The organism is Mycolicibacterium rutilum (assembly GCF_900108565.1).
In the GTDB taxonomy this organism is placed as follows: Bacteria; Actinomycetota; Actinomycetes; order Mycobacteriales; family Mycobacteriaceae; genus Mycobacterium; species Mycobacterium rutilum.
The window spans coordinates 5,353,847-5,377,881 of sequence record NZ_LT629971.1 but is presented as its reverse complement, the minus strand read 5'-3'; the positions used below and the strand labels follow the sequence as shown (position 1 = coordinate 5,377,881).

The following is a 24,035-nucleotide window of genomic DNA, read 5'->3' as shown; positions in this document are numbered from 1 at the left end:
GGTCACGAGTTCGAGGGTGTCGCAGCCGCTTTGGTCAGGATGGCCGCTTCCAGGTCGCCGATGGTGTCACAGCTGAGCAGGTCCTCTTCGCTCAACGCCACGCCCAGCCGGTCCTCGATGGCCACCATGCCGACCGCGAACGCGACCGAGTCGAGGCCGACGTCGTCGATCAGGCGGGAGTCGCGGGTGACTCGTCGGACGTCGACGTTCATGTCGTCGCGCAGGATCTCGGCGAGCGCGACGCTGACGGCTTCTGGATTAGACGGGTTCACGGCGTGCGACGGTACTACGTCGACTCAGGTAAGGCTAGGCTTACCCCGGCTCACAGGTGCGTGCCGATCCAGTGTCCCGCTGCGGCGGCGGCCAGCCCGATCACGAGGCTGAGCACGATGTTGAGCACGGCCAAGCCGGTGCGCCCGCCTTCGCGCAGTTCGAGGGTCTGCAGCATCCAGGTGGAGAACGTCGTATAGGCGCCGACGAAGGCCACCCCCACCAGCAGAGCGGCCGTCGGCCCGAGCGCCAGACCGGAGAGCAGGCCCAGCACCAGCGCACCGGAGATGTTGACCACGAAGATCCCCGACGGGAACAACCCGGTCAGCCGGTGCGACACGGCGCGGTCGATGAGGAAGCGCGCCACCGCACCCGCGCCGCCGAGCAGCGCGACGCCCACCCACACGATGACCGTCATCGCTCCGCCCACCGCGCCGCCACCCACGCGGCCGCCAGCCCCGCGACGATGCTGGCCGCCGCGTAGCCGGCCGCCAGCGCGAAGTGCTCGCGCTCGACCATCCGCAGCATCTCGACCTGCATGGTGGAGAAAGTCGTCAGCCCGCCGCACAGCCCGGTACCCAGCAGCGGACGGCGGTAACTGTTCTCGGGTAACCGCGTGGCCACGTAGCCCAGGAGGAACGCGCCGACGATGTTGACCGCGAACGTCGGCCACGGCCAGTGCCCCGGCTCGGGGGCAGCCAGGGTCTCGATGGCCGCGCGCGCGAGCGTGCCGAGTGCACCGCCGACAAAGACCGCGAGCACCTCACGGCCGTCGTATCCGAACACAGCGCAAAGTATGGCTGGACCGAGGCGCACACCGCGCGATTGCAAGGAGCAGAATCGAGGGCATGGCGGCCAACCCCCGAGCCGGTCAGCCGGCGCAGCCCGAGGACCTCATCGACGTCGCCCAGGTGGTGACGGCGTACTACACCCGAGAGCCCGACCCCGAGAACGTGGATCAGCAGGTGGTGTTCGGCACCTCCGGGCATCGCGGGTCGAGCCTGGACGCGGCGTTCAACGAGGCGCACATCGTGGCCACCACGCAGGCGATCGTCGAGTACCGCGCCGCGCAGGGCACGACCGGCCCGCTGTTCATCGGCCGCGACACGCACGCGCTGTCCGAGCCGGCGTGGGTGTCGGCGCTGGAGGTGCTGGCGGCCAACGACGTTGTCGCGATGATCGATTCGGCGGACCGCTACACGCCGACCCCGGCGGTCAGCCACGCGATCCTCACCTACAACCGCGGGCGCAGCACCGAGTTGGCGGACGGCATCGTCGTGACCCCGTCGCACAATCCGCCGCGCGACGGCGGGTTCAAGTACAACCCGCCCAACGGTGGACCCGCCGACACCGACGCCACCGGTGCGATCGCCCGGCGGGCGAACGAACTGCTGCGCGACGGGCTCAAGGGCGTCAAGCGGGTGCCGCTGGCGCGCGCGCTGGCCGGCGCCCAACGTCATGACTATCTCGACGCCTATGTCTCCGACCTGCCCAACGTCGTCGACCTGCACGCGATCAGCGGCGAGAAGATCCGGATCGGGGCGGATCCGCTCGGCGGTGCGAGCGTCGACTACTGGGGTGCGATCGCCGAACGGCACAACCTGGATCTGACCGTGGTCAATCCGCTGGTCGACGCGACGTGGCGGTTCATGACGCTCGACACCGACGGCAAGATCCGGATGGACTGCAGTTCGCCGAACGCGATGGCCTCGCTGATCGCCAACCGGGAGCGGTATCAGATCGCCACCGGCAACGACGCGGACTCCGACCGGCACGGCATCGTCACGCCGGACGGTGGGCTGCTCAACCCGAACCACTACCTCGCGGTCGCCATCGACTACCTGTACGCGCACCGGCCGGACTGGCCGGAGTCGACGGCGGTCGGCAAGACCGCGGTCAGCTCGTCGATCATCGACCGGGTGGTCGCCGGGTTGGGTCGCAAACTGGTCGAGGTGCCGGTCGGGTTCAAGTGGTTCGTCGACGGATTGATCGGCGGCACAATCGGATTCGGCGGCGAGGAGAGCGCCGGCGCGTCGTTCCTGCGGCGCGACGGGTCGGTGTGGACGACCGACAAGGACGGCATCATCCTGGCGCTGCTGGCCTCGGAGATCCTCGCGGTGACCGGGCAGACGCCGTCGCAGCGGTACGTCGAGCTTGCGGACAAGTACGGGGCGCCGACGTACGCGCGGATCGACGCGCCCGCGGACCGCGAGCAGAAGGCGCGGCTGGCCAAGCTGGCGCCCGAGCAGGTGACCGCAACGGAGTTGGCGGGCGAACCGATCACCGCCAAGCTGACGTCGGCGCCGGGCAACGGTGCGCCGCTGGGCGGGTTGAAGGTGACGACGGAGAACGCGTGGTTCGCGGCGCGGCCGTCGGGCACGGAGGACGTGTACAAGATCTACGCCGAGTCGTTCAAGGGGCCGGAGCATCTGGCCGAGGTGCAGGAAGCCGCCCGCGAGGTGGTCAATAAGGTCATTGCGTGAGCTCTGATCCGGAGAGCGACTGTCGCCCGGTCGCCAAGCCTCGGCTGCCCCGGGAGGTCTGGGTACTCGTATGCGCCAACGTCGTGGTGGCGCTTGGCTACGGCGTGGTGGCGCCGGTGCTGCCGCAGTACGCCCGTCACTTCGGGGTGAGCATCAGCGCCGCGACGTTCGTCATCACCGCCTTCGCCGTGATGCGTCTGATCGGGGCGCCGCCCGCGGGCCTGCTTGTGCAGCAGTTGGGGGAGCGGCGGGTCTACATCAGCGGATTGCTGATCGTCGCGGTGTCGACGGCGGCGTGCGCGTTCGCCGAGACGTACTGGCAGCTGCTGGTGTTCCGGTCGCTGGGCGGGACCGGGTCGGCGATGTTCACGGTGTCCTCGCTGGGGTTGATGATCAGGATCTCGCCGGCCGACGCGCGCGGGCGGGTGGCGGGGTTGTTCTCGTCGGGGTTCATGATCGGGTCGGTGGGCGGGCCGATCCTGGGCAGCCTGACGGCGGGCTTCGGGCTGTCGGCGCCGTTTCTGATCTACGGGGCCGCGCTGTTGGTCGCGGCCACAGTCGTTTTCGTCAGCCTGCGTAATTCGGCGGTCGTCGGCCGGTCCGACGACGATGTGGATGCGGCGGTGTCGTTCCGGGCGGTGGCGCGGCACCGGGCGTACCGGGCGGCGCTGTTCTCGAACTTCGCGACGGGGTGGGCCTCGTTCGGACTGCGGATCGCGCTGGTGCCGCTGTTCGTGGTCGAGGTGCTGGGCCGTTCGGCCGGGGCGGCGGGGCTGGCGTTGACCGCGTTCGCGGTGGGCAACATCTCGGTCGTCATCCCGAGCGGGTATCTGTCGGACCGGCTGGGCCGGCGCCGGTTGGTGATCTTCGGGCTGGCGTTGGCGGCCGTGTCGACGGCGCTTGTGGGCTTCACCACGTCGCTGCCGGTGTTCCTGGTCGCGGCGTATGTCGCGGGGGCGGCCACCGGGATCTTCGTCTCACCGCAGCAGGCGGCTGTCGCTGATGTGGTGGGCAACAAGTCGCGCGGTGGGACCGCGGTCGCGACGTTCCAGATGATGGCGGACTTCGGCTCGATCGGCGGATCGCTGCTGGTGGGGCTGATCGCGCAGTACACCTCGTTCGGGTTGGCGTTCCTGGTCAGCGGCGTCATCTTGGGGCTGGCGGCGATCGGCTGGATATTCGCCCCGGAGACTCGGTCGCGGCCGTCGAGCGAGCACACGCCGGTGCGCCCGTTCGGTCCCGAGGCCGGCGGCGAAGTCCCGTAACCAGCGATTTTGAGGGCCCCGCACCGTTGGTGTAACTTCGATGAGCACGACTCAAGGGGCTATGGCGCAGTTGGTAGCGCACCACACTGGCAGTGTGGGGGTCAGGGGTTCGAATCCCCTTAGCTCCACTTAATTGGGACCGCGACCAGCGGTCGGCCCGGGCGCAGTTTCCTCGCCCGACTTTTCTACGGATGACTCGAAGCGCCACTTCGGCGATCTCCGTTCCCGTTTAGTGAATCTCTACGGCCGTCAGGCCGCGTTGTTGTTCGGCGGTGAGGGGCCGCCTGGTTCACCTGCCTTGTCGACTGCGGGTTCGTCGATGGCGGCCGTGTCGTCGGTCGGCTCGGGGTCTTCGATCGGCTCGACGTCGGGTTGGGTGTCGTCGATTGTGATGTCGTCGAACCGCGCTCGGAGCTTTGCCTGCGCGTCGCGCGCGTCGGCGTCGCCGGCGCTCACGTCGATGGGGTCGGTGGGCGTTGGGGCGTCGGGCTTGGCGCCGCCGTGTTCGATGGTGTTGGCGGGCTTAGGGCGCGGTTCCGGTTCGTGGGCTTCGGTGTCGTTGATCGGCTCGGAGTCCAAGTCCGCCGCATCGATTTCGGTGTCGTCGACCGGTTCTGCGGTGTCCTGCTCAGCGTCACCTTCGGTGTCGTCGGTGGGCTCGGCATTTGGCTTAGCGCCGCCACTTCCGCTGTCGCGCACCGGCTTTGTGTCGCCGGTTTCGGTGTCGTCGGGTTGGAGGAGCAGTTCGGGGCGGTGGTAGTAGTTGATGCGGTTTTGGCCGGTGTCGAGGCCGGGTGGGGGGTGCCATTCGACGTTGTGTGTGTGGGTCATGTGGGTGGTCCAGCCGCTGTCGTCGTCGACGCTGCAGTTGTGGGGTCTGCAGGCCAGGCCGAGTTCGTCGATGTTGGTGTTGCCGCCTTGGGCCCAGTCGGTGCTGACGTGGTGGACCTGGGATCCGTAGGCGCCGACGGGGCAGCTGGGTTTGGTGCAGCCGCCGTCGCGGCTGATGAGCATGATCCGCTGGGCTGGAGAAGCCACCCGTTTGGACCGGTACAGATCCAGCGCGGAGCCGGTGGCGCGGTCGAACACCGCCAGGTAGTGGTTGGCGTGGCCGGCCAGGCGGATGACGTCGGGCAGCGGCATGCGGGTACCGCCGCCGGTGGTGGCGACCCCGGCACGCGACTCCAACTCTTGCAAGGTGGTGCGGATGATGATCGACACCGGTAGCCCGTTGAGCTGACCGAGCTCGCCGCTCATCAAGGCGATGCGGGTGAGCGCGATCAGGGCGTCGTGTTGGCGTTGCGCCAGGCTGCGGTGGTCGTTGTCGATCTGGGCTTGGGTGGGGGTGCCCGAGGTGCACGGTTCGGGGTCATCGGGATTGCACATCCCGGGGGCGGCGTATTTGGCGAACAGCACCTCGAGCCCAGCCCACGCTTCGGGCGTGAGCCGCGCGCGCAGTTCGACCATCCCGTCGGCGCCTTGTTTGGACTTGGTGACGGCGCGTTTGCGGGCGCGGTCGGTGTCGGTGGGCTCAGGGCCGTCTTGGTCGATGAGGTAGAGCATCAGTTCAGCGGTGTCGGTGAGTTCTTTGGGTCCGGCTTTGACGGCCATGCCGACGAGGTCGACTTCGAATTTCTCGCGGGTGGCGGTGTCGACGAAGCTGGGTAGTTTGGCCACCGATTTGCGGATGATCTCGACATGCTCAGGGTTGATCAACCCGTGCGCCTGGGCCACCGCGGTGGCCGCCAACTGCGGCGCCAACGCCGGCCCGGTCACCGACTGGCGCGGGGCGAGCAGTTCGGCTTCGGTCAGGCGGCGGTGGGCTTCGGGTGAGGACAGCCGCCACCGCACGCGCAGCACCTCTTTCCAGTTGTGCGCACCCATCTGCTGCGGCGTGGTTTCGGCGCGCAGCCGCGCCAACAACCGATGCCCCACCGCGGGCAGCTGACACGACACCGTCTCGAAGTCATCGAGAGCAGCCACCAGCTCGGGCGCATTCAGCAGGTCCAGATCGCAGGCGGCCAGCGCGTCGACGGCCGCGCGCACCGCGGCCATCGCGTCCTGCACCTGGCTCTCTGCCATGGTTCGAACATACATTCGACCACCGACAAAAACGGATCAGGTAGTTGTCGGTGGTGGACAGAAGTAGAGCTGAGCGCCGGCGACGATGTAGTTCGACAAGTTCTCGTCCTTGGTCGTCTGATCCAGCTTGTCCAGGACGGCCGTCAGATCAGCGCCGCGGTCGTACTGCGCGCACACGTCTCGCGCGAGGGTAGATATGGTCGCGCAGTCACCGGTGAACCCGGCGCCCGTCATACTCCCACAGAAGTCGCTCTCGGGCGACGCCGCCGCGACGGACGCGACGGTCAGCGCACCGACGATCGCAGCAGACAGGAAAACGATTCTCGAGAGCATGGCCATAGTGAGTCCTTCCTAGCTCCGGTTACCCGGATGGAGGTCATGACACGCAGAGGCTGGACGCGTCGAGACTCAGAGGTGACCGGAAGGTGATCAGGCCGTCGGCTGCGGTTTGAGTTTCATCCGAGCGTCACAGTTGACGCACGGCACCACCGTGGCCGTTGCCGGGACCTTCTGCACGTAATCGCAGTTGAAGCACCGGACTGTCCGGGGCGCCACCTGTGCCTTCAACGCGAGCAGCCGTTCCGAGGTGCCGGGACTCAGGTCGTGGTTGTGGCTGGTGGGCGCATTCAGCTGAATCTGGTTCTTGATGTCGCGGTACGCCTGCACCCGTGCCATCACCGCGTCCGCCGCTGAATCCGGCGGCGCGACATCAGGAGCCGCTTCGATCCCATAGAGCATGGCGCTCAATTGCGCGTGTAATTGGGCGCGTTGCTCGGCGGTACGCGCGGCCTTTCGTTCGTTCCGCAGCGACTCGTCGACCAGGCGCGCCTCTCGCGCACACTTCGCGATCATCTCGACGCGTTCGGCGGCCTCGTCGTCCAGATCGGCGACCGCGGCTCTCGCCTCGGCGAGGATCTTCTTGTCATCAGGGCTGGGGTCGTCCAGCGCGGCCAGTTGACTGATGACTCGTCGCAGCGCGTGCGCCCTCTCGAAGCCGGCGGTGATCGCCGCGATGTCGGACGAGAAGTCGACATCACCGAGCCACCCCGCCCGTGCCGCTTCCGAAGCGGCTACCGTTTCCACGTCGGCCAACGCCGATTCGACCAGCGCGGCGTTCTTCTTGCCCAAAGTTCTGTTGCGCCAGTGCTTTTCACGACGGGCTCGGTCTTCTCGCTCGCGTTGCTCGGCAGCCGCCCGCGCCTTGCGCTCGGCGATCTCCCGAGCTTCCGCTGCAGCGCGACTCTTGTTGAATTCAGATACCGACCACGCAGCCAGTCCGACCACGATCCCGCCCCCCGCAAGAACGCCGAGAAGGATCCATATCTCTTTCGGGATCAACGCGATCAGAACGAAGATGAAGAAGATCAGCCCGCCGACGCCTTTACCGACGTCGTTCGAATTGTTGCGACTCATGGTCGGTCTATCTGGTGGTGCCGACGAACTCGGTCTGGACATTCCTCCTCGTCCATGACCGCAAGGCCGGCTCGTGAGCACCCGGCCGTACCGGTTGCTGTTGCGATCACGGGTATCCACCCCTGTCTCCCCATAGCTAAAGGATAACGACGGGACCGACAAGTTCAGCTGCGGTTGCCTGACCTCGCACGAAGCCCGGGCGCCAGTAACGACACGTTCACACAGACGTGGCGATCAGCAAACGCACACGGCTAGTCACGCGCGCACGGACAGGCTTTTACTACTGCGGTTCAGTAACGCCAGTAGCCGACCGGTGAGATTGCAGTAGCGCGCTACTGAGTTCCCTTTCGCCTCCGGAGCAGACGATGACTTCCAATGACCCCCGCCGAGGCGAAGGAGGGCTGATGACAACGGCAGAGCACGCCGATGCCCGAGCGGCCACTTGGCGGTTGCGTGCGGCCGCGCGCGTGGCGAGGTCGATCGGCACGTCGACGGCCGCGGTAATGGCGACCGTCGTGTTGGCCGCAGTCACGACGACGCCAGCCGTGCAACTGTCTGCCGCCTCGACTGCACTCCTGGTGTGCGGGACCACCTGCCCCCGCTGGCACGACGCCGACGTCGACCGCATCATGAACCAATTCATCACGCCCACACATCCGAACCAGGACATCACCCCCGAGGCGGTGACCGCACCCGGGCAGGCGTGGCCCCTCACCGGGCTGATGCGGCTAGCCGGACGCGTGGTCGGCGATCCAAGCTTCTTCGGACCGGGCGGTGCAGCTTGGCCGGACCAGCCGTGGTGGAAACTGTCGGGCCTCTTCGACCTGACCACCGACCAGTCGATCCGCGCCGGGGTCGACAGCCTCGAGGAGGCGATGGCCGCGCAAGGTGATGGCCCGCTGGTGATCTACGGGTATTCGCAAGGCGCGATCGTCGCGACGGCGGCGAAGCGCCGGCTCGCCGAGCGCTATCCGGCGGGGACGGCGGCTCCCGACATCAGCTTCGTGCTCGGCGGCGACTTCCATGTGCCCAATGGCGGCATCTACAGCCGCTTTCCGGGCTTGTACATCCCGGTGCTCGACTGGTCGTTCAACCCGCCAGCGCCGACTGACACCGAGTTCCACACCGATGTCATCATCCGGGAGTCCGACGGTGTGTCCGACTTTCCCTTGTACCCACTGAATTTCATCGCTGATCTGAATGCGCTTCTGGGATTCTTGTACGTGCACACCTACCCCTTCGACGTCAGCCTGCCCGAAGATCCCACGACGTCGCCTGCCTATCAGGGCACACACGGCGACACGAGTTACTACTTCTTCGAAACCGCCGACCTGCCGCTGTTCGGACCGTTGCGCACACTTGGCGTGCCGGAAGCCGTGATCGACGTGTTCGAGCCGTTCTTCCGTGTTCTCGTCGGGCTGGGCTACGACCGCACCATCCCGCCGTGGGAACCCACACCGGCGCGACTCCTGCCCCCGATCAATCCGGTGAAGCTCGCCGTAGACCTGGTGAATGCGGTCGGTGAGGGAGTCAACAATGCGCTGGCCCTCGCCGGTGCATCACCACAACCGAGCGCTCCGTCGCCAGAACCGGTTTCGGCGCCGGCCCCCGAAGAGGCGAACGCCAGGCCGGCCGTGCGGAACAGCGCGCCGCCCCGAACGGAACCGCCGATCGACGCAGAGTCCGACCCGGCCACCTCGCTGACCGAGAGGAAACAGTCCGAGAAGCCAGAACCCGAACTCGCGGATCGCGAAGAGGAGTCCGATGAGGACGGCCAGCAGAAAGGTCCGATCACCGACGCCGATGATTTGTCCGCCGACGACGATGAGACCGGCACCGATGACGAGTCCTCCCCGTCACCGACCAACGACAGTCCCTCCGAAAACGACGCAGCTAATGACGACGACTCGGAATGAACGATCAATGACGTTCGGATGCAACAGTTTCCGCGAGACCGCTCAGCTTCGAGAGCATCTGGTTTACGACGGCCGCACCGCCGTCGGTCGCCAGGGTGGCCAACCAATCGATTGCCTTGAACGCTTCAGCCACATCGCTGCGCCCACCCCGTTCCAACAGGGTCTCCACCAGAACCCCGGTGCCCCAGACGCCGTAGAACGGGTACATCCGTCGTAGTTCGTCGACGGCGGGACGCATCACCTCGATCGCCGCATCGCAGTCGCCGTGCCGGGCCGTATCCCTGGCCACCCACACGTCGGTGACCGGGAGCAGGAAGAGCGCGCGCTTGCGCAGCCACAACTCGCGGGTCTGCCTCATCAAGTCGACCCCGCGGTGACGCTCGTCCGGGTCGTCACGGTTGAGCAACGCGACAGCAAGCGTGTAGCCGGCCAACCCCGTCGCTCGGTCGCTGCTGGCTCGGTGCGCCGTGCGCAGAGCGTGTTCACTGGCGGCCAGGACGTGGTCATCGGGCTGCAGCATCCCGAACTGCATCGCGAAGCCGTAACTCCACGCGATGGCACCGGAAAAGGTCTCCGCGTTGCTGCTCTGCGCCATCTCCACCGCGTCGTGCAGGTCCTCACACCATCCGGGCCGGCCAGTACACCACCGGGCGGTGCCCCGCCATGCCATCGCGATCGCCAGCGGTGACGCCACGCCGTAACCCGCGCCCACCCCGGGGTCGCCGGCGGCCATGTCGACAATCCTCTGCGTCCACCGCAGGATGTCATCGAACGCGAAAATGCCGTGCCAGCTGCAGAAGGCCACGGACGCCAAACCCATGACCGGAGTGAGATCGTCGACCGACTCGAACAGCGCCATGTGCTGCGAGGCCAGATGCGCCGCCTCGTGCGGACGGCCGGAATACAGTGCCTCCGTCGCGGCGGCGCTCATCCCGATCGCCAGCGAGACCTTGTCTCCGGCCGCGCCGCACAGGTCCTGTAGTTCGGCGAAGCGGGACCGGCTCTGTTGGACATCTCGAGCCTGGAGGTCGGTGGCGCACAACATGGTTCGCGGTGCGATCCGCATGGACAGCTGCGCCGCCGGGAGCGCGTCGGCGATGTGTTGGGCGCGCTCCCAACTGGTCCGCGCCGCGACCAGATCGCGGTTGGTCGACCATGCTCCAGCGCGCATGTGCCAGTCGTAGGCCTCCCACAGGTCGCCGGCGGCTTCCAGGTGCTCGGCGATCAGCGCCGCGTGCTCCTCCACCGACCCCGGCGTACGGTGCTGTATTGCGGCCGCCAAGCGTCGGTGCCATTTGGCGCGAGCGGATTTCAGCTGAGCTTCATACGCTACCGCGCGGATCAACGGGTGCCGGAAAGCGTACTCGGCTGTCGAACTGAACCGCACCTGATCAATGAGCTCCGCGCCAAGCAACTCGTCGAGCACCTCATCAACCCCCAACGCGCAGAGTAATTCCGCGTCGAAGCGCGTTCCGATCACAGCGGCCGCATTCAACGTTTCCCTGGCAGGCGCGCTCAGTCGATCGATCCGCGCGCCGATGGCGGCTGCCACGGTGTCGGGGACGCTCACTTCCGTAATATCCGTGTCGCAGAAGTAGTCACCGCGGTCGCCTGTGAGCACCCCCTGCTGCACCATCTCGCGGGTCATCTCCTCGGCGAAGAACGGGTTGCCCGCGGCGCGCTCGGCGATGGTCGCCGACAGCTCGGCGACCGAGGCGTCGCGTCCCAACAGTTCGTCGAGAAGTTCGGTGATCGCTGAGTCGCTGAGGGGATCCAGGGTGATCAACTGCGCACCCGGAACGCGCAACAGGGCGCCGGCGTAGTCAGGGCGCGAGGTGATCAGCACGATCGACACCGCTTGTGAGATCACGGCGAGAAACTCGGCCAGCATCGACTCGCTGACCGCGTCGATCCAGTGTGCGTCCTCGAGGATGAACAGCGCCGGATGGGTGCGCGCCATCGTACGACTGCTGATCAGAGCTGTCAGCCTGCGCCGGCGGATGTCCGGGTCCATCTGTGGCAGCGGCAAATCGGGATCGGCGATGCCCAGCAGGTCGTCAAGCAGGAGCAGATCAATCGGGTCGGCGTCGGGACTCCGCTCGCGGACTTTCGCGCGAGCGGCCCCGTCGTCGAGGTCGGCGAGACCGTTGGCGGCTCGCAGCAGCCTGGTGACGGCGTAGAACGGGACGTCGCGGGTGTGTGACTCGCAGAACGCCCAGCACACCTCCATCCCGAGGCCGGCTGCCGACATCGCGGCCTCTCTGGCCAACCGGCTCTTGCCCATCCCCGCGGGGCCCACGACATTAACGATGCCGCCGCGGCGGTCCGTCGCACCTTGCAGCACCGCATCGAGTGTCGCCATCTCCCCACGCCGCCCGACGAGCCTGCCCTCGGTGCGTCGTAGCGGGGCATCCCGCGGTTCCACCGACAGCAGGCAACGGGCCCGAACCGGACGGGCAGAGCCTTTGATGTGCACCCATTCCGGTTCGGCCAACGTCGCGATGTGTTCGACGAGCCGCGCGGTGGTGTCGGAAAGCAGCACGCCGCCGGCGGGCGCGGCCGCTTGCATGCGGTGCGCGAAGCCGACCGTCTCACCGGTCGCGGCGTATCGCGGTGACCCAAGACCGACCTCACCGGCGATGACCCGGCCGGAGTTCAAGCCCACCCGCATCTGCAGCGTGACGCCGTCACCGCGCGCCACTTCGGTGGCCAGCTCGCCGACAGCGCGCTGGATGGCCAGCGCGGCAAGGCACGCCCGGACGGCGTGATCCTCCAACGCCGCCGGGGCGCCGAAGATGACCATCAACCCGTCACCGGTGTACTCGGCGGTCCCGCCGCCGTAGCGGCGTGCCGCTGCCGCCGAGCGCTCGAGCAGCTCAGTGATGATGTCGCGCAATCGCTCCATGTCGAGGGTTGCCGCGATTTCCAATGACCGCACCACGTCCGCGAAGAGCACGGTCACCTGCTTGTACTCGGCGCAAGGATGGTCCCGCGCGAGCGGAGCCCCGCATTGGCTGCAGAACCTGCCCGGCGCATCGGCGCGGCTGCCGCAAGATACGCAGGTCAGGTCTGTCGTTTCACCGCCACGAGCCCGGCTGGTGCCCACATCGACATGGTGTCACCGCTGGTCAGCGGTGTCCGGAATATTGTCGCGATCGTTCTCGCTCCGCCGACGCGCGAGAACCCGAAGCGTCGCCCGAACGGCCGCGCGGTAGGGCAGCGCAACCGGCCACAGTGCCCCGAACACCACGGCGACGACCCCGTGCAGCACCGGCCGCACATCGCCGCCCTGGGTACGCCAGAACCACACTGTGACGGCGGCTGCCACCCCGGCGTAGGCGACGATCGTCGCAAGGTGATCGACAGCCATGCTTCAAATGTACTGATCTTGAGCGGCTTGACCCTCTCCCTGGGGGAGACCTGATGGTGAGGGCATGACAGTGCACAACAACCAATACACCGACCTGCCCACCGCGATCGCCACGTACCTCGCCGCCCACGACGCCCGCGACGTCGCCACCGCGAGCAGCGAGTACACCTACACCACCGAATACGTCGGCGCGACGGCCATCGGGGAGGCAGGCTTCGACGTCGTGCAGCACCTCGAAGGTGACTTTCCTGGCGGCGTAGCCGATCTGCACTTCCGCTTCACGCTCGACCGCGGCCTGATCTCTCGACTGGTGATCGAACCGTGAGCCGCACATGGTTCATCACCGGCGGTACACCGGGTGGCTTCGGTATGGCATTCGCAGAGGCGGCGCTGGAGATCGGTGACCGGGTGGCGCTCACGGCTCGTCGTCCCGACGAATTGAGCCAGTGGGCACAAGGATTCGGCGATCGGGTCCTGGTGCTGCATCTGGACGTCACCGACGCGGATCAGGTCCGGGCGGCGGTCGGCGCCGCCGAGGACCGCTTCGGCGGCATCGACGTGCTCGTGAACAACGCCGGCCGCGGGTGGTACGGGTCGATCGAAGGGATGGCCGAGGCCGACGTGCGCAGGATGTTCGAGCTGAACTTCTTCGCAGTGCTGACGGTCACCAGAGCGGCCTTGCCCGGCATGCGTGCCAGGGGCAACGGATGGATCGTGAACATGTCGTCCGTGGCGGGGTTGCTCGGTGCCACCGGCTTCGGCTATTACAGCGCAACCAAATTCGCGCTCGAGGCGGTCACCGAACAACTTCGCGAAGAGGTGGCGCCGTTGGGGATCCGCGTGATGGCCGTCGAACCGGGCGCTTTCCGCACCCGCGCCTACACAGGATTCGCCGACGAACCCGTCACCGAGCCGATCGCCGAGTACCGGCCGATGCTCGAACAGGTCCGGGCCGCGATGATTGAGCAGAACGGCGCGCAGCCCGGCGACCCCGCACGCGGTGTGCGAGCGGTGATCTCCGCAATGGCCGAGAACCCGCCGCCGCGCCGGCTCATCCTTGGCAGCGGCGGCTTCGACGCCGTAGTCGACACCTTGGAGGAGTCGCTGACCGAGATCCGAGCGTATGAGAAGCTATCGCGCGGTGCGGATTTCGCGGTCTGACTCCCCATCGACGGTAGGTGCCACCCGAAAGACCGGCCAGCCGATCTCCGTCCGCCACTCGTCGGCCTGAGCCGTGTCGCGCGGGCCCACCAGATAGGTCTCGTGCACCGGGCCGTCGACGGTCAGCGCGTGCGTCACCACCCAGTTGCCGAGGCGGCCGTAGGTGACGTCGAGGTCGTCGTGCGGCCCGGCGTGGACGGCGACGGCCAGGTCGGCGGCCGCAAGCTCGACCACCTCGATCCGCCCGGACCGACGCGGTTCCCGGACGGGCCGATAGACGGTCATCGAACCGGCGCCGAGAGTGAACAACTCGTTGGCGTACTGGCCGCCGGGCGGTCCGGTGCGCTCGGCGGTAGGGAACTCCGCGTCCAGTTCGGCCATCGCATCGTCGTACCAGGCAAGCGATTTCTCGATCGTGACGTGACCGGTGACCGCGGCGACGGTGCGCCGGGGGAGCGAGCGCAACTCGACGGCGATGTCGGGCGGCTCCGGATTGAGCAGGCGGCGCAGCGACGCGACGGCCGCCCGGGTGCGGTCGAGTTCGGCCTCGAGCCTGCGGACGTGGCCGGCGATCACCTCGGCGCGTCGGTGCGGATCGTCGGTGGCGAGGATGGACCGGACCTCGGCCAGTGGCACGTCGAGTTCGCGCAGCCGATGGATCACCTGCGCGGTCGGAATCTGCTCGGCCGTGTAGTAGCGGTAGCCGGTGGCCGGGTCGACCGACGCCGGTTCCAGCAGGCCGGCTTCGTGGTACCGGCGCAACGTCCGCACGCTGAGATGCGTCATCGCGGCGAACTCGCCGATGGTCAGTGCCGACCGCATGCGCCGGGCTCAGCTCTGTTCGTCGAGGGCGGCCAGCGCCTTGTACAGCGTCGGCCTGCTGACGCCGAGGATCTTGGCGACGGCGGTCTTGGACATCCCGCTGGCGATCATCCGCCGCGCCGTGTCGGTTCTGGCCGCATCCAGCGCGACGGGTCGGCCAATCGGCCTGCTGCGGCCGAACGGCTTCGTCGGCCCGTCATGGCTGTTGGCGTGCAGCGCGCCCAGGAAGTGCGCCGGACCACCGATCGCGGGGACCGGCAGCGGCGGTGCCTCGGCGGGGTTGCTCAGGACGGTCAGGGTGATGCCTCGCGACTGGAATGCCAGCACCTGGTCCACGATCTCGGCGGCACTGTGCCCCAGCCGGTGCAGGCCGACGACGACGACCGAGTCACCGTCTCCCAGACGCTCCATCAGCGCCGCCAGCGCCGGCCGCTCGGCGCCCCACGGAGCCGCCTCGCTGAAGACGTCGTCGGGCGCGACCCCGTGCTCGACCAGAATCTCGAGTTGGCGTTGCACCGACTGCTCCGAGGCGCACGGCGAGGTGTAGCCGAACACGTGTCGGCCGTGCGTGCCGAGTCGGGTTTGCACGGGCAGGAGCGTATCCCGCCGATGATCTTGGTGGTAGGTGTACATATCTGCGGCCGGAATACCTTGACGTCGCAACTGTCGTCGTCATACGCCCAGACTGGGCGTTTACGGCCGGGCGGTGGGCAGCGGGTGCGTTCTCGCCGAGAAAACGTAGGGATTTCCCGGATTGGAGTTTCGGCGCGCCGCGGGCCCGCACGCATGACCTATCGTGACCGCCATGGGTAGCGCGCAGGTTTCTGGTGGTGTGGTGCACGAGCTGCCGACAGATCTACGGGCCGCTCTGCTCGCCAACGACACCGCGCTGGCGGCGTGGAACGACATCACGCCGCTGGCCCGCAACGAGTTCATCTGCTGGGTCGAGGACGCCAAGCAGGACAAGACCCGCGAGCGCCGCATCCGGCGCACTCAGGAGGAACTCGAGGAGGGCAAGCGCCGGCCGTGCTGTTGGCCCGGCTGTAAACACCGGGAGCGCACCGGCAGGTGATCGCTACGCCCCGTACGTGGGTGCACCCTGCAGCGTCGGGGCGGCTGCGGCCAACAGCGCCTCGCGATCACCGGTGCGCGGCGGATAGATCCGCTCCCGATTGATGACCCGCTTCGTCGCCTTGGCCGTCGCTCCGGTGGCGACCACCCGACGGTCCCAACCCTCGGTGTACACCGCACCCGCGGGTCCGAGGTCGAGGACCGTCACATACCACGGGATTCGGAGCGGCAGCATGGGTTGCCCGAGCAGATCCGCAATTACGTTGTAGCCGGCATACCGGCCCATCGGCCTGCTGTGCTGACACGACATCACCGACATGTGCGCGTCGTCCATCCGCGCCGCGGCGACGTCACCCGCGGCGAAGACGCCGGACGTGTGTGCGACGCGCAGGTAGTCGTCGACGGGTAGCCGGCCCGACCCGTCGAGTGGTACTCCGATTCGCTCCGTCAGCGGATGCGCTCGCATGCCCGCGCACCAGACCACGGTGGCCGCGGCGATCACCTCGCCCGTCGACAGTGTGACGCTACGAGCGTCCACTGCGGTGACAGCGGTCGCCGTGCGTACCTCGATACCGTTGATGCGCAACGCTTCTGTGATCACGGGCCGTGCCGAGTCGCCCATGTCCGATCCGACGCGCGGATTGCGATCGACCAGAATCACCCGCGGGGCGACCTCGTCGCCGAGCACCGCGGGCAATTCGGTGGCGGTCTCGATTCCGGTCAGGCCCGCGCCGACGACGACGGCGGTGGCCGACGCCGGGTCACCGGGCGCCAACCCGCGGATGTGGCGCTGCAGTCGTAGCGCCGCGTCGTAGGTGTCGACATTGAAACCGAACTCCGCGAGGCCCGGGATGTCGGGTGTGACGACGCGACTGCCCATCGCCAGCACCAGGCGGTCGTAGTTCAGTGTCGCGCCGTCGTCGGTGCATACCGTCGCCGCGGAGGTGTCGACGTCGCGCACGGCGGCGGCGATGTGCCGCACACCGACCGGATCGAGCAACGTGCGCAACGGGATTCGGCACCCGCTCAGATCGGGCTCGTAGTTGCGGACCCGGATGTCGTGGTAGGGCTGCGGGCTGATGACCGTCACGTCGACGTCGCGGGCACCGAGTTCGTCGAGGCAGCGCGCCGCGCCCAGCGCCGCCCACAGTCCGGCGAACCCGGACCCCACCACGAGGACGCGCGCATTCGCCGGCATCGTCTCATCGTGCGGGCGCGGCGGGTCCCGGACAAGCACGGCCAACTAAATCAATCGCTTGATTTAACTCGACGCACGGTGTCTACTGATCCGGTGACAGCAGCCAGGCCGCTCAGCGGTCATCGGTCTGAGGGCACCCGGGAACTGTTGCTGGCCGCGGCCGAGCGCCTGTTCGCCGAACGCGGCATGCACGCGGTGTCCAACCGGCAGATCAGCGACGCCGCCTCGCAAGGCAACAACGCCGCGGTCTGCTACCACTTCGGGACCCGCGTCGACCTGTTGCGCGCCATCGAGAACAAGCACCGGGTGCCGATCGAGCGGCTGAGGGCCGCCATGCTTGCCGAACTCGGACCGTCGGCGGGCTTGCGCGACTGGGTGGACTGCCTGGTGCGGCCGCTGATCGACCACCTCGACGAACTCGGCATCCCGAGTTGGTACGCGCGGTTCGCCGCTCAAGCCATGGCTGACCCGACCTACCGCGAGGTGGTCACCAAGGACGCTCTCACCTCGCCGCATCTGGTGCAGGTGATCGACGGCATCACCGGATGCCTGGCCGATCTCCCGAAACGCGTGCGGTTCGAGCGGATCGTCATGGCGCGCAACCTGCTCATGCACACCTGCGCCGAACACGAGGGGGCGCTGGCAGCGCACGGGCCGGTCGCCCGGTCGCCCTGGCCGCAGGCCGCGGAGGGGCTCACCGACGCGATCACCGGCCTGTGGCAGGCGCCGGCTCGTCGGCTCGCGTCGAGGAGGCCGTCGTGAGCAGTGGACTGCAGTTGCGCGTGCCCGGTCTGTCCGGTCGCCTCGCCGTCGTCACCGGCGCCAACAGCGGCCTGGGCTTCGGGCTGACCCGTGAACTGTCGAAGGCAGGCGCCGACGTGATCCTCGCAGTTCGCAGTCGGGCCAAGGGGGAGGCCGCGATCGAGCAGATCCGCCGGGCCGTGCCGGGCGCGAAGCTCGCCGTGGCGGATCTGAATCTCGCGTCGCTGGAAAGCGTTGCGGTGCTGGGGGACCGGATGGTTGCCGACGGCAGGCCGATCGACATCTTGATCAACAACGCGGGTGTGATGACCCCGCCGCAGCGGCAGGTCACCGCGGACGGTTTCGAATTGCAGTTCGGGGCGAACCATCTCGGGCATTTTGCGTTGACCGGCCGTCTGCTGCCACTGCTTCGAAACGGCGCGCGAGTGGTCACCGTCGGCAGCATCGCCGCGACCCAGCGCCGCCTGTCGTTCGACGACGCCAACGCCGAACGCGGCTATCGGCCCATGCGCTCGTACGGGATGGCGAAGCTCGCCCAATTGATGTTCGCCAAAGAGTTGGACCGACGCAGCCGCGCGCACGGGTGGGGGCTGACGTCGAACGCCGCCCATCCCGGACTGTCGAAGACTAATCTGCTCAGCGGCGCCTCCTACGGCCGCGAGAAGCCGACCCTGAACGCGCGGGTCACGCAGGCCACCTGGCGGCTGCTGCCGTTCATGTGGCTCGACGTCGACGAGGGGATCAAGCCGACGCTGTACGCCGCCACGTCACCCGACGCCGAGGGCGGTGCATACTACGGTCCTCGTGGCCTGTACGAAACCGCCGGCGGCGGTGTCGGTTTCGCCAAGGTGCCGACATCGGTCGACGACGACGACAAACGCCGCGCGCTGTGGCGGTTGTCCGAGCAGCTGACCGCCGTCACCTATCCGGGCTGACAACCGATGGCAGACAACCTCGACGAAGCCTTCCACCCCGCCACCGACGATCCGTACTGGAACGAGAGCGGGTGGTTCCACTTCTCGATCCCCGAACGGGATGTCATCGGCTTCGTCTACTACTTCCACGACATTCGCACCGGGACCAGCGGGGGCGGCCCCGCGATCTGGGATCCCAGCGGCGAACAGACCTACGACTGCCTGTTCTACGACTGGCGTTGGACCCAACCGCCCACCGGCACACTGCAATACGCCGACTTCGTACTGCCCAATTCGTTGCGGCACGTGGTGGTGGAACCGATGAGGCGGTATCGGCTGTCGTACTCGGAACTGGGACTGGACCTCGACCTCGAGTGGACAGCGCTGATGGCGCCGCACGTCCTCGGCTCGGCGTGGGCGGAGCACTGCCACTTCGACCAGCCCGGCCGCATGCGGGGTACCGCGATACTCGACGGTGACCGGTTCGACATCGACTGCTACTCGATGCGCGACCGCACGTGGGGCCCGCACCGTCCTGGCGCCCGGCGACCCGGCGATTACCTGTGGGCCATCGCCGGTCCGGAGTCCAGCTGGCACGCCATCACGATGGCGGGTCGCTCCGGTGTGGACCGCGTGATCGGTGGATACCTGTTGCGCGACGGTGAAATCGGCGAACTGGTGGCCGGGGAGCGACGGGTGCTCGACCGCCGTGCCGGTGCTCCGGCTCGGGTGGTGCTCGACGCAGAGGACGACCGCGGTCGGGTGCTGCACGCCGAAGGGGCGGTGCGCACGGCGCTGCGCTGGCTCGGGTGGCCGGGACGGATGACGTTCTGGACGCTGACCGACTGGCGCTGGGACGGGCTGCAGGGCTGGGGCGAGGACCAGGAGTTCTTCGCCCGTGAGCAGGTGCGCGCGCTGCTCGACTAGAGGTCGGCCAGCGCGCCGTCCAGATCCCTTGTCTGCCAGAGGTTCAGCACGTTCGTCAGCATCTGCAGCGGCGCACGCACACCCTCGTCGGACTTGATCCGCGGGTCGGTGCGCGTCGTGTGCGGCCCCGCGTCGGGCAGGCGCTTGCGGACCAGCGCGGGCACGTCGAGCAACCACGTGACGCCCATCAGCGTGGCGTACCGCAGCAGATGCCGTTCGAGCGTGGCGGGGTCGAGCAGCGGACCGCCGCTGACCGACACCTCCTTGCAGAACAACTCCAGCAGCTCGTCGAGATGGTCGTCCCACAGCGAGGTTTCGGCTCCCGACAGCGCACCCCAGATCGCCATCGACACGTGCATCCGGCTGACGCAGCCCCAGTCCATCAGGCCGCACCGCAGTTCTCCGTCGTCGCCGCGCCAGAACCACGCGTTGTCGACGTTGGCGTTCCAGTGGCACAACGCCAGGCTGTCCGCGTCTCCACCCAATTGATGCCACACGTCGGGTTCGCGCCGGGCCAGCACGCGTGCCTGCGCGGTCAGCGCGGAAAAGAATTCGGGCGTCCGCAGGTTCTCGGCGAACAGGCCCGGGTGACGCTCGAGGAACTCGGTGAGGCGGAGCAGGCGACGGTCGAGTTGCTCGGCGGTGAGCGTGGGCCGCTGGCCTACCGTCGCGGCCTGCAGGTCTACGGGGAACTGTGCGAGCAGGTCGGCGGGCAACCGCCCGGATCGCTCCGTGCCTGCCAGTCGGGCCACGGCGGTCAGCAGGGCCCGATAGTGCTCGGCCTGCGCGGGCATCTCGTAATCGAGGCACTTGTGGTACTGCCGTTCGATGTTGTGCTCGCCGAACGCGATTCGTTCGCTGATCAGCAATCCGGTCTCGGAGCCGCGGTGATAGTCGGCGAATTGCGTGGCGGGTACCGCGATGGGGAATGCGGGCGAGCGGGTGAGTGCCGCGAACCGGGTCTCCGCCGCCATCTGGGCGCGCCCGACGTCGCGGACCGCATTGTCGAAGTCCCGCGAGAACTTGACGAACAGGTCGGTGCGGGGGCCGGGTGCGGCGTAGCGGACGGTGAGCAGCGCCTTGCGCCCGGTGCTGCCGCCCGAAACCTCTTCGAGGCCTTCGATTGCGACAACCGCGTTGTCAGGTGCCAGCGCACCGTAGGCCCGGAACGCCTCGGTCAGGAAGGCGGTGCCGGCGTCGCGCAGCGCGCCGATGTGCGCGGGGAACGTCAGGCCGGTGGCGTCCCCGCGGACATGGTCGATGCTCACCACGTCTGCTCCGCTGCGCGCACGAGGATCTCATTGACCGCGACGCGCCGGTTGCGGGTGACCATGTAGGTGACCGCGTCGGCGACGTCCTCGGGTTCGAGCTTCAGCACACCGGCGGTGCGCGCCCGCTGTGCTGCGAGTGCGTCTGCGTCAAGGTGATCGGTGATCTCGGTCTCGACGCTGCCCGGCCCGACGATGCCCACCCGCACGCGGCTGCCGATCAACTCCTGGCGGATGCCCTCGCTGAACGCGTTGACGCCGAACTTGGTCAGCGAGTAGACGGCGGTGCCCGGCCGGGCCACGCGGCCTCCGGTGGAGCTGATCGTGACGACGTCGGCCACGCCTCGCAGGGAGTCGGCCGCCGCGGCGATCAGGTGGGGGAGCGCGGCGTGGGTGGTGTACAGGACGCCGCGCACGTTGACCGAGACGAGGTCGTCCCAGTCGCCCAGCGGCGCTTGGGCGGCCGGGCCCATTCGCAACAGGCCCGCGTTGTTCACCAACACGTCGAGGCGGCCGCACGCCTCGACGGTGGCGGCCACCGCGGCGGTGACCTGTTCGGAATCCGTCACATCGGCGGTGACCGCCACCGCGGTGCCGCCGCCCGCCGTGATCTCGTCGGCCAGCGCAGTCAGCCGGTCTCGCCGCCGCGCCAGCAGCGCCACCGCGGCGCCTTCGGCCGCCAACGCGCGGGCGGTCGCCGCACCGATCCCACTGCTGGCGCCGGTCACCAGCGCCACCGTCCCGGCCAGGGCGGTCATGTCGTTCTCGCTCCCTGCTGCCCGAAGATGTCGCCGAGCACGTAGTCGTTGTGTTCACCCAGATCCGGTGCGCCGGTGTCGATGTCGGCCGGGCGCGACATCCGCCACGGCGGCCCGAGTACCGGCCGCCTGCCCTCCAGCCGGTCCGACACGAAACGGTACGCGCCGCGCTGCCAGAGCAACTCGTCGCCGATGACGTCGGTGACCGTCGCGCTCTTGGCCGCGCCCACACCCGCGGCGCGCAGCCGGTGTGCGAGGTCGGTCGCGTCGTGGCAGTCTGTGAGCGCGCTCAGGTCGGCATCGAGGCTGTCGAGGTTGCGATGCCGGGTGGCCGAATCCCGGTAACGGGCATCGGCGGCGAGATGATCGGCGCCGAGTACGGCGCACAGCCGGTGCCATTGACCGTCATTGGCGACGGCGATCGATATCCAGTTATCGCCGACGCACGGATAGCACCCGTGCGGCGCCATGTCCGGATGACGGTTGCCGTCCGGGCCCAGCAGCCTGCCGGTGAGGTTCTGCTCGAACAGGCAGTCGCCGATCATCGACGACAGCACCTCGACCGCGGACACGTCGACGAACTGGCCCTCGCCCGTCCGGTCCCGGTGCAGCAGGGCCGCAACGGCCGCGAACGCCGCCGCCGCCCCGACGGTGGAGTCGCCGTAGCGCATGCTGGCGCCGAGGGGAGGTCCGCCCGGATAGCCCACGAGCGAGGCGAGACCCGCCAGCGCGGCGAAGCACGGTGCGTACCCCGTCTGGTGACCCAGTGGACCGTCGTTGCCCCACATCTTGATGGAGACCGAGATGATGTCGTGCTTGAGCGCCACCAGGTCGCGGTGCGCGAGTCCCTGCCGCTCCATGGCGCCGGGCCGCAGGTTGTCGAGCACGATGTCGCTGCGAGCGATCAACGCGCACAGGGCATCCCGGCCCTGGCGGGTCTTGATGTCGAGGTCCACGCTGAGAATCTCGGGGTTGATGCTCAGGAAGTACGGCGCATGGTTGACGTCGGTGCCGCCGTACGCGCGCATCTCCTCCGGCGCCCGCGAGTTCTCCACCTTGATCACCTCGGCGCCGAGGAAGGCCAGCAGCTTGCCCGCGTAGGGCCCCGCCCACACCTTGGTCAACTCGACCACGCGGACACCCTGCAGTGGTCCACCCCGCGCCCGGCACGGCACCTTGAGTTGCGGCGCCAACACGGCTGGCGGTGTACGCGGCCTGCGGGCTTCCGCAAGTACCTCCGCAGTGTGTTGGCCGAGAGTCGGTGCGGCAACCGGGCTTCGGTCCTCCGACGCGCTCAGCCGGTATCCCGCGGTGGGATAGGCGGCCCGGCCCAGGTCCGGATGGGTGACGTCGCGGAAGAACCGGCGGTGCCGATACTGCGGCGAGTTCAGGAGGTCCGCGGCGTCGTTGACCGGCACCAGCGGGACCCCCAGCCGCTGCGCCTGCTCGGCAGTGGCCACGCCGGGTCGGGAGCTCATCCAGGCGGCGAAGCCGCGGCGGAAGTCGGCCACCCGCTGCGGCGTGACGCCGAATTCCAGCCAGTCGTCGGCGAATTCGTCGAGCCAGTCCGGCGAGCCCATCAAGGTTTTCAGGCCGAGCCAGTGCGCACGGCTGGTCATGTACAGGTAGACGAACTCGTCGCGGCAGGCGAAGAACGACGCCGGGCCGGCCTGGTCGTAGTCGTCGCGGCGGTTCTGCGGCGCGATCTCACCGGCGAGGAACCGGCCCAGCATGCAGTCGGCCCGCGAGACCAGCACTGCCTGCTGCGACACGTCGATGAACTCGCCGCGGCCGGTGTGCATGCGGTCGAACAACGCCGACGCGACGCAAAGGGCGGCATCCAGCGCGCCCTCGTAGTCGGCGAGGAAGCGGCCGGGGCCCTTCAGCGGCGGTCGGGCCGGGTCGGCGTGGCTGGGGGTGTGGTAACCCCAGCCGCCGGCGTGAAAGACGTTCAGGCTCACCGCAGTGTCGAACTCCGGCGGTGCGGTGCGGCCGTACGGGGTGACCGCGCAGAACACCACGCCGGGGTGGCGGCCGGTGACCTCGGCCTCCGTGAGCCCGTGCGCGGCCGCCCAGGTCTCGCCGTGGTCGTCGATCACGGCGTCGGCGGTGGCGATCAGCTCGTGCACGCCGGCCAGGTCGAGCTCGGCCGAGCGCTTGTTGGTGTTGAGGTAGGCGAACAGGGCGCTGCCGTCGCCGACTCGGGGCGCCAGCGCCCGGGTGGGACTGCCCCACCCGGGTCGCTCGACTTTGACGACGTCGGCTCCCAGATCGGCGAGCAGCTTGCCGCAGTACTCACCTGCGACCTGCTCGGCGACCTCGACGACCCGGAAGCCGCTCAACGCGGACACGACA

The 24,035-nt window shown here is 68.3% G+C and carries 23 protein-coding genes and 1 tRNA gene; 10 read left to right on the top strand and 14 right to left on the bottom strand.

Features of this window, described 5'->3' with window-relative positions; genetic code table 11:
- Positions 1-2: 2 nt before the first annotated feature.
- Genes BLW81_RS26190 through crcB (BLW81_RS26180) form a run of 3 tightly spaced genes read right to left on the bottom strand, consistent with a single transcriptional unit; the run spans position 3 to position 1,056 of the window.
- Positions 3-272 carry a mycobactin biosynthesis acyl carrier protein MbtL gene (locus BLW81_RS26190; protein ID WP_083409726.1) on the bottom strand — a complete coding sequence of 90 codons (270 nt, stop codon included), beginning with the start codon at positions 270-272 and terminating at the stop codon, positions 3-5.
- A gap of 50 nt (positions 273-322) precedes the next feature.
- Complete coding sequence (gene crcB, locus BLW81_RS26185; RefSeq protein ID WP_083410830.1) at positions 323-688, bottom strand: fluoride efflux transporter CrcB; 366 nt, start codon at positions 686-688, stop codon at positions 323-325.
- The gene (gene crcB / locus BLW81_RS26180; RefSeq protein ID WP_083409725.1) at positions 685-1,056 is read right to left on the bottom strand and encodes a fluoride efflux transporter CrcB; all 372 of its coding nucleotides are present in this window, start codon (positions 1,054-1,056) and stop codon (positions 685-687) included. The genes crcB (BLW81_RS26185) and crcB (BLW81_RS26180) overlap by 4 nt, the downstream gene beginning before the upstream one ends.
- Before the next feature lie 62 nt (positions 1,057-1,118).
- Between crcB (BLW81_RS26180) and pgm the strand changes: the two genes are divergently transcribed.
- The 3 genes from pgm (at position 1,119) to BLW81_RS26165 (ending at position 4,146) form a co-directional block, all read left to right on the top strand.
- Entirely contained in the window at positions 1,119-2,753 is a 1,635-nt protein-coding gene (gene pgm / locus BLW81_RS26175) for a phosphoglucomutase (alpha-D-glucose-1,6-bisphosphate-dependent) (RefSeq protein WP_083409724.1), read from the top strand.
- Entirely contained in the window at positions 2,750-4,018 is a 1,269-nt protein-coding gene (locus BLW81_RS26170; protein ID WP_083409723.1) for an MFS transporter, read from the top strand. The genes pgm and BLW81_RS26170 overlap by 4 nt, the downstream gene beginning before the upstream one ends.
- A 55-nt stretch (positions 4,019-4,073) precedes the next feature.
- Positions 4,074-4,146 (top strand) — tRNA-Ala (locus BLW81_RS26165).
- 121 nt (positions 4,147-4,267) lie between these two features.
- Here the strand turns inward: BLW81_RS26165 and BLW81_RS26160 are convergent.
- The 3 genes from BLW81_RS26160 to BLW81_RS26150 all read right to left on the bottom strand — a co-directional run bounded on the left by BLW81_RS26160 (position 4,268) and on the right by BLW81_RS26150 (position 7,513).
- Positions 4,268-6,115: a DUF222 domain-containing protein gene (locus tag BLW81_RS26160; RefSeq protein WP_157897841.1), complete on the bottom strand. Its 1,848-nt coding sequence runs from the start codon at positions 6,113-6,115 to the stop codon at positions 4,268-4,270.
- A 21-nt stretch (positions 6,116-6,136) separates the two neighbouring features.
- Complete coding sequence (locus BLW81_RS26155) at positions 6,137-6,433, bottom strand: DUF732 domain-containing protein (RefSeq protein WP_235632100.1); 297 nt, start codon at positions 6,431-6,433, stop codon at positions 6,137-6,139.
- Positions 6,434-6,529: 96 nt separating this feature from the next.
- On the bottom strand, positions 6,530-7,513 hold the full coding sequence (locus BLW81_RS26150; protein WP_083409721.1) for a hypothetical protein: 984 nt from the start codon (positions 7,511-7,513) through the stop codon (positions 6,530-6,532).
- Positions 7,514-7,917: 404 nt separating this feature from the next.
- On the opposite strand from BLW81_RS26150, the gene BLW81_RS26145 reads away from it, so the two are divergent.
- Positions 7,918-9,429: a PE-PPE domain-containing protein gene (locus BLW81_RS26145; RefSeq protein ID WP_235632099.1), complete on the top strand. Its 1,512-nt coding sequence runs from the start codon at positions 7,918-7,920 to the stop codon at positions 9,427-9,429.
- Positions 9,430-9,433: 4 nt separating this feature from the next.
- Here BLW81_RS26145 and BLW81_RS26140 read toward each other — a convergent pair whose 3' ends face one another.
- Both BLW81_RS26140 and BLW81_RS26135 read right to left on the bottom strand, forming a co-directional pair.
- Positions 9,434-12,535 carry an ATP-binding protein gene (locus BLW81_RS26140; RefSeq protein ID WP_083409720.1) on the bottom strand — a complete coding sequence of 1,034 codons (3,102 nt, stop codon included), beginning with the start codon at positions 12,533-12,535 and terminating at the stop codon, positions 9,434-9,436.
- Between the two features lie 12 nt (positions 12,536-12,547).
- A complete protein-coding gene (locus BLW81_RS26135) occupies positions 12,548-12,799 on the bottom strand; it encodes a hypothetical protein (protein ID WP_083409719.1) in 252 nt (83 codons plus the stop codon).
- Between the two features lie 64 nt (positions 12,800-12,863).
- On the opposite strand from BLW81_RS26135, the gene BLW81_RS26130 reads away from it, so the two are divergent.
- Both BLW81_RS26130 and BLW81_RS26125 read left to right on the top strand, forming a co-directional pair.
- Positions 12,864-13,124, top strand: a complete 261-nt coding sequence (locus tag BLW81_RS26130) for a hypothetical protein (RefSeq protein ID WP_083409718.1) — start codon at positions 12,864-12,866, stop codon at positions 13,122-13,124.
- Positions 13,121-13,960: an SDR family NAD(P)-dependent oxidoreductase gene (locus tag BLW81_RS26125; protein ID WP_083409717.1), complete on the top strand. Its 840-nt coding sequence runs from the start codon at positions 13,121-13,123 to the stop codon at positions 13,958-13,960. The genes BLW81_RS26130 and BLW81_RS26125 overlap by 4 nt, the downstream gene beginning before the upstream one ends.
- Here the strand turns inward: BLW81_RS26125 and BLW81_RS26120 are convergent.
- Positions 13,931-14,782 (bottom strand): MerR family transcriptional regulator, encoded by an 852-nt coding sequence (locus BLW81_RS26120; protein ID WP_083409716.1) that lies wholly within the window; start codon positions 14,780-14,782, stop codon positions 13,931-13,933. The two genes, BLW81_RS26125 and BLW81_RS26120, sit on opposite strands and share 30 nt — an antisense overlap.
- 9 nt (positions 14,783-14,791) lie before the next feature.
- Entirely contained in the window at positions 14,792-15,370 is a 579-nt protein-coding gene (locus tag BLW81_RS26115) for a recombinase family protein (protein ID WP_162277411.1), read from the bottom strand.
- A gap of 217 nt (positions 15,371-15,587) precedes the next feature.
- On the opposite strand from BLW81_RS26115, the gene BLW81_RS26110 reads away from it, so the two are divergent.
- A complete protein-coding gene (locus BLW81_RS26110; RefSeq protein WP_083410828.1) occupies positions 15,588-15,854 on the top strand; it encodes a YdeI/OmpD-associated family protein in 267 nt (88 codons plus the stop codon).
- Between the two features lie 3 nt (positions 15,855-15,857).
- On the opposite strand, the gene BLW81_RS26105 is transcribed toward BLW81_RS26110, so the two are convergent.
- Complete coding sequence (locus tag BLW81_RS26105) at positions 15,858-17,051, bottom strand: NAD(P)/FAD-dependent oxidoreductase (RefSeq protein WP_083410827.1); 1,194 nt, start codon at positions 17,049-17,051, stop codon at positions 15,858-15,860.
- Positions 17,052-17,144: 93 nt separating this feature from the next.
- On the opposite strand from BLW81_RS26105, the gene BLW81_RS26100 reads away from it, so the two are divergent.
- The 3 genes from BLW81_RS26100 to BLW81_RS26090 are packed head-to-tail and all read left to right on the top strand — an operon-like array spanning position 17,145 to position 19,654.
- Positions 17,145-17,813, top strand: a complete 669-nt coding sequence (locus BLW81_RS26100; RefSeq protein ID WP_083409714.1) for a TetR/AcrR family transcriptional regulator — start codon at positions 17,145-17,147, stop codon at positions 17,811-17,813.
- A complete protein-coding gene (locus BLW81_RS26095; RefSeq protein WP_157897839.1) occupies positions 17,810-18,748 on the top strand; it encodes an SDR family oxidoreductase in 939 nt (312 codons plus the stop codon). Before BLW81_RS26100 ends, BLW81_RS26095 begins: the two co-directional genes overlap by 4 nt.
- Positions 18,749-18,754: 6 nt before the next feature.
- Positions 18,755-19,654 (top strand): DUF7064 domain-containing protein, encoded by a 900-nt coding sequence (locus BLW81_RS26090; RefSeq protein WP_083409712.1) that lies wholly within the window; start codon positions 18,755-18,757, stop codon positions 19,652-19,654.
- On the opposite strand, the gene BLW81_RS26085 is transcribed toward BLW81_RS26090, so the two are convergent.
- The 3 genes from BLW81_RS26085 to BLW81_RS26075 are packed head-to-tail and all read right to left on the bottom strand — an operon-like array spanning position 19,651 to position 24,031.
- Complete coding sequence (locus BLW81_RS26085; protein WP_083410826.1) at positions 19,651-20,922, bottom strand: hypothetical protein; 1,272 nt, start codon at positions 20,920-20,922, stop codon at positions 19,651-19,653. The genes BLW81_RS26090 and BLW81_RS26085 overlap by 4 nt on opposite strands.
- Positions 20,919-21,680, bottom strand: coding sequence for an SDR family NAD(P)-dependent oxidoreductase (locus BLW81_RS26080; RefSeq protein WP_083409711.1), 762 nt, complete (start codon positions 21,678-21,680; stop codon positions 20,919-20,921). The genes BLW81_RS26085 and BLW81_RS26080 overlap by 4 nt, the downstream gene beginning before the upstream one ends.
- Positions 21,677-24,031: a CaiB/BaiF CoA transferase family protein gene (locus BLW81_RS26075; RefSeq protein ID WP_083409710.1), complete on the bottom strand. Its 2,355-nt coding sequence runs from the start codon at positions 24,029-24,031 to the stop codon at positions 21,677-21,679. The genes BLW81_RS26080 and BLW81_RS26075 overlap by 4 nt, the downstream gene beginning before the upstream one ends.
- Positions 24,032-24,035 lie beyond the last annotated feature (4 nt).

Bases quoted from the DNA above. Each gene is read 5' to 3' on its own strand.
- crcB (WP_083410830.1), bottom strand. From the start codon at position 688: ATGACGGTCATCGTGTGGGTGGGCGTCGCGCTGCTCGGCGGCGCGGGT.
- BLW81_RS26120 (WP_083409716.1), bottom strand. From the start codon at position 14,782: ATGCGGTCGGCACTGACCATCGGCGAGTTCGCCGCGATGACGCATCTC.
- BLW81_RS26135 (WP_083409719.1), bottom strand. From the start codon at position 12,799: ATGGCTGTCGATCACCTTGCGACGATCGTCGCCTACGCCGGGGTGGCA.
- BLW81_RS26145 (WP_235632099.1), top strand. From the start codon at position 7,918: ATGACAACGGCAGAGCACGCCGATGCCCGAGCGGCCACTTGGCGGTTG.
- BLW81_RS26160 (WP_157897841.1), bottom strand. From the start codon at position 6,115: ATGTATGTTCGAACCATGGCAGAGAGCCAGGTGCAGGACGCGATGGCC.
- BLW81_RS26150 (WP_083409721.1), bottom strand. From the start codon at position 7,513: ATGAGTCGCAACAATTCGAACGACGTCGGTAAAGGCGTCGGCGGGCTG.
- BLW81_RS26080 (WP_083409711.1), bottom strand. From the start codon at position 21,680: ATGACCGCCCTGGCCGGGACGGTGGCGCTGGTGACCGGCGCCAGCAGT.
- BLW81_RS26155 (WP_235632100.1), bottom strand. From the start codon at position 6,433: ATGCTCTCGAGAATCGTTTTCCTGTCTGCTGCGATCGTCGGTGCGCTG.
- BLW81_RS26090 (WP_083409712.1), top strand. From the start codon at position 18,755: ATGGCAGACAACCTCGACGAAGCCTTCCACCCCGCCACCGACGATCCG.
- pgm (WP_083409724.1), top strand. From the start codon at position 1,119: ATGGCGGCCAACCCCCGAGCCGGTCAGCCGGCGCAGCCCGAGGACCTC.
- BLW81_RS26105 (WP_083410827.1), bottom strand. From the start codon at position 17,051: ATGCCGGCGAATGCGCGCGTCCTCGTGGTGGGGTCCGGGTTCGCCGGA.
- BLW81_RS26110 (WP_083410828.1), top strand. From the start codon at position 15,588: ATGGGTAGCGCGCAGGTTTCTGGTGGTGTGGTGCACGAGCTGCCGACA.
- BLW81_RS26130 (WP_083409718.1), top strand. From the start codon at position 12,864: ATGACAGTGCACAACAACCAATACACCGACCTGCCCACCGCGATCGCC.